At 58.1% G+C, this 4,174-nt stretch carries 4 protein-coding genes and 1 pseudogene; 3 read left to right on the plus strand and 2 right to left on the minus strand.

Annotated features, from left to right (window positions below; all coding sequences use genetic code 11):
* Both AC1DSG_RS28425 and AC1DSG_RS28430 read left to right on the plus strand, forming a co-directional pair.
* On the plus strand, positions 1-1,163 hold a 1,163-nt coding region (locus AC1DSG_RS28425; RefSeq protein ID WP_477793844.1), incomplete at its 5' end, for an alpha/beta fold hydrolase family protein.
* Positions 1,156-1,944 (plus strand): MlaA family lipoprotein, encoded by a 789-nt coding sequence (locus AC1DSG_RS28430; RefSeq protein ID WP_477793845.1) that lies wholly within the window; start codon positions 1,156-1,158, stop codon positions 1,942-1,944. The genes AC1DSG_RS28425 and AC1DSG_RS28430, both read left to right, overlap by 8 nt.
* Positions 1,945-2,128: 184 nt before the next feature.
* On the opposite strand, the gene AC1DSG_RS28435 is transcribed toward AC1DSG_RS28430, so the two are convergent.
* Positions 2,129-3,043 carry a DUF808 domain-containing protein gene (locus AC1DSG_RS28435; RefSeq protein ID WP_477793846.1) on the minus strand — a complete coding sequence of 305 codons (915 nt, stop codon included), beginning with the start codon at positions 3,041-3,043 and terminating at the stop codon, positions 2,129-2,131.
* A gap of 134 nt (positions 3,044-3,177) precedes the next feature.
* Between AC1DSG_RS28435 and AC1DSG_RS28440 the strand changes: the two genes are divergently transcribed.
* Positions 3,178-3,786, plus strand: coding sequence for a TetR/AcrR family transcriptional regulator (locus tag AC1DSG_RS28440; RefSeq protein ID WP_477793847.1), 609 nt, complete (start codon positions 3,178-3,180; stop codon positions 3,784-3,786).
* Between the two features lie 109 nt (positions 3,787-3,895).
* Here AC1DSG_RS28440 and AC1DSG_RS28445 read toward each other — a convergent pair.
* Positions 3,896-4,174 (minus strand): annotated as a pseudogene (locus AC1DSG_RS28445) (REP-associated tyrosine transposase); the annotation flags it as partial.

Genomic DNA, 4,174 nt, shown 5'->3' on the forward strand with positions numbered 1-4,174 from the left:
CTCCAGACCTGCGTCCGGAGTTGCCGCAAAACGCCGACATCAATCAGGAGGATCGCAGCCTCACGGTGCGCCCGGAGCGTGAATTCGAACTGCCGGACAACTTCTGGGCGGTGAAGAAGCTCACCTACCGCATCGCTACGCAAGATAAAGCCGCACCGTTGATCTTCCTGATTGCCGGCACCGGCGCACGTTTCGACAGCAGCCTCAACGAATACCTGAAAAAGCTCTACTACAAGGCCGGCTACCATGTGGTGCAACTGTCGTCGCCGACCAGTTTCGACTTCATCAGCGCCGCTTCACGCTTTGCCACTCCGGGCGTCACCAAGGAAGACGCCGAAGACTTATACCGGGTGATGCAGGCGGTGCGGGCACAAAACCCGAAAGTGCCCGTCACCGATTACTACCTGACCGGTTACAGCCTGGGCGCACTGGACGCAGCGTTTGTCGCGCACCTGGACGAGACACGCCGCAGTTTCAACTTCAAGAAAGTCTTGCTGCTCAACCCGCCGGTCAACCTGTACACCTCGATCAACAACCTGGACAAGCTGGTCCAGACCGAGGTCAAGGGCATCAACAGCAGCACCACGTTCTATGAGCTGGTGCTGAACAAACTGACCCGCTACTTCCAGGAGAAAGGCTACATCGACCTCAACGATGCCCTGCTCTATGACTTCATGCAGTCCAAGGAACAGTTGACCAACGAACAGATGGCCATGGCGATCGGCACGTCTTTCCGCTTCTCGGCGGCCGACATTGCCTTCACCTCGGACCTGATCAACCGTCGCGGCCTGATCACGCCACCGAAGTTCCCGATCACCGAAGGCACCAGCCTCACGCCGTTCCTCAAGCGTGCACTGCAATGCGACTTCGACTGCTACATCACTGAACAGGTCATCCCGATGTGGCGCGCCCGCACCGACGGTGGCAGCCTGCTGCAACTGATCGACCAGGTGAGCCTCTACGCCCTCAAGGATTACCTGCACAACAGCCCGAAAATCGCTGTGATGCACAACGCTGACGACGTGATCCTGGGCCCTGGCGACCTCGGCTTCCTGCGCAAGACTTTCGGCAATCGCTTGACCGTTTATCCATACGGCGGCCATTGCGGCAACCTTAACTACCGCGTCAACAGCGACGCCATGCTGGAGTTCTTCCGTGGCTAAATACCTCCTGCTAATCGCTGCGTTACTCTGTGCAGGCGTCGCCAATGCCGACAACAGCAAAGCCAATGCGCCTGTTGTGGTCGACAGTGACGGCTTCAAGGAGCCGCTGAGCAAACTCAAATTCAACCCAGGACTGGACCAGCGCGAGTTCGAACGCTCGACGCTCAACGCACTGGCCGTCTACGACCCGCTGGAAGAGTGGAACCGTCGGGTTTATCACTTCAACTACCGCTTCGATCAATGGGTATTCCTGCCCGTAGTCGACGGCTACCGCTATATCACACCAAGCTTCCTGCGCACCGGTGTCAGCAACTTCTTCAACAACCTCGGCGATGTGCCGAACCTTGTGAACAGCCTGTTGCAGCTCAAAGGCAAGCGCTCGATGGAAACCTCCGCGCGCCTGTTGCTCAACACCACCATCGGCATCGCTGGCCTGTGGGACCCGGCTACCGCCATGGGCTTGCCGCGCCAGAACGAAGACTTCGGTCAGACGCTTGGGTTCTATGGTGTACCGGGTGGCGCCTACTTCGTCCTGCCGATCCTCGGGCCGTCGAACATCCGTGACACCAGCGGATTGGCGGTGGACTTCACCGTAGACTCGGCGATCAACTTCCTGAACGTGGCTGAAGTCAGCTCCAACCATCCTGAAGTCTGGATCCTGCGTGGCATCGACAAACGCAACCAGACCAACTTCCGCTATGGCCAGCTGAACTCCCCGTTCGAGTACGAGAAAGTGCGGTTTGTGTACACCGAGGCGCGCAAGTTGCAGATCGCCGAGTAAATCCGGCGGAAACGAAAAAGGCCATTCGATGGGAGTCGAATGGCCTTTTTACATTCCCGCCACAACCCAAATCCCCTGTGGGAGCGAGCCTGCTCGCGATAACGGWCTTTCATTCAATATCTRTGGTGCATGTCAGTCCGGTATCGCGAGCAGGCTCGCTCCTACATCTGCACGATGCCCGGTTTTAGCTTTTCAGTGCTTTCCAGATTTTGCTGACAACCATCACACCCGCCAACACCACCGCACCCGCTACTATCCCCGCCACCGCATTCACTAACGTCGGCACGATAAACCCGGCACCGCCCGCACTGGCGCTGACGCTTTCGATCCAATGATGAACCACCGGCACGCCGTGAGTCAGGATCCCGCCACCCACCAGGAACATCGCTGCCGTACCAATCACCGACAGGCTTTTCATCAAGTACGGTGCCGCTCGCAAAATCATGCCGCCGATGCTTTTGGCCAACGGGCGCGACTTTTGGCTCAACCACAAACCGAGGTCGTCGAGTTTGACAATGCCCGCCACCAGGCCATACACGCCGATGGTCATGACGATGGCAATGCCCGAGAGCACAATCACTTGCTGGGTCAGCGACGCATCCGCCACGATGCCAAGGGTAATGGCGATGATTTCTGCCGACAGGATGAAGTCGGTGCGCACCGCGCCCTTGATCTTGTCCCGCTCGAAGGCCACCAGATCGACCGCTGGATCGGCCACCGCCTCAACCAGTTCCGCATGTTCGGCCTGATCTTCAGCCTTGCTGTGCAGGAATTTGTGCGCGAGTTTTTCGAAACCTTCAAAGCACAGGTACGCACCACCGACCATCAACAACGGCGTGACCAGCCACGGAATGAACGCGCTGATCGCCAATGCCGACGGCACCAGGATCAGTTTGTTGCGAAACGAGCCCTTGGCGACCGCCCAGACCACCGGAATTTCTCGCTCGGCACGCACACCGCTGACCTGCTGGGCGTTGAGTGCCAGATCGTCGCCAAGCACACCGGCGGTCTTTTGGGCGGCCATTTTGGTCATCAAGGCGACATCGTCGAGTACCGCGGCGATGTCGTCGAGCAGCACCAGCAAACTGCTTCCTGCCATGAATCAGGTTTCCTTCTTGGATGAATGCCATGCAGCATAGCGCGACGGCACGCCACACGGGGCATTCTTGAGCGCCGCGCGAGCCCGGTGATACCATGCGCAACCGCCAGAACAGGCAAGGAACCCCTTGGTTTATGAGCACTATCCGCGAGCGCAACAAAGAACTGATCCTGCGTGCCGCCAGTGAGGAATTTGCCGACAAGGGCTTCGCTGCGACCAAAACCAGTGACATCGCGGCCAAGGCGGGTTTGCCCAAGCCCAATGTCTACTACTACTTCAAATCCAAGGAAAACCTCTACCGCGAGGTCCTGGAAAGTATCATCGAGCCGATTCTGCAGGCCTCGACACCGTTCAACGCCGACGGTGAGCCCAGCGAAGTGCTGAGCAGCTACATCCGCTCGAAAATCCGTATTTCGCGTGACCTGCCGTTCGCCTCCAAGGTGTTCGCCAGYGAGATCATGCACGGCGCCCCGCACCTGAGCCCTGACCTGGTCGAACAGCTCAACGCTCAGGCCAAACACAACATCGACTGCATCCAGACCTGGATCGACCGCGGCCAGATCGCCGGCATCGACCCCAACCACCTGATGTTCAGCATCTGGGCCGCGACCCAGACCTATGCCGACTTTGACTGGCAGATCACGGCGATTACCGGTAAAGCCAAGCTGGATGAGGTGGATTATGAGGCGGCGGCGCAGACGATTATTCGGTTGGTGTTGAAGGGGTGTGAGCCGGATCGGTAGACCGCAGCGAGGCCTTCGCGAGCAAGCCCGCTCCCACATTTGATTTGTGTAAGGCGCAGATCAAATGTGGGAGCKGGCTTGCTCGCGAAGGCGGCAACGCGGTTTCGAATCAAACCCAGATTGCATCCCACAGCGGATAGTCGCCCAACTTTCAACCAGTCTCGCCCGCAATGGGTTAGCAACGACATACCGCGCAATTCTGACCAGGCTTTCTTCTTGTCGCAGCGAGTGATCATGAAAACCCTGTTGCCACAGGCTTCCTGTTCTACCCGTTGCCGCATTGATTGATCGCGCGCTCAAAGATTTGGTCTGGCACATCAACTCCCCTAACGATCCTCGATGCAGTTGTATTAACCAGTGAAAATGGTCGGGCATCACGACGAAAGCC

The organism is Pseudomonas sp. P5_A12, from assembly GCF_056400685.1.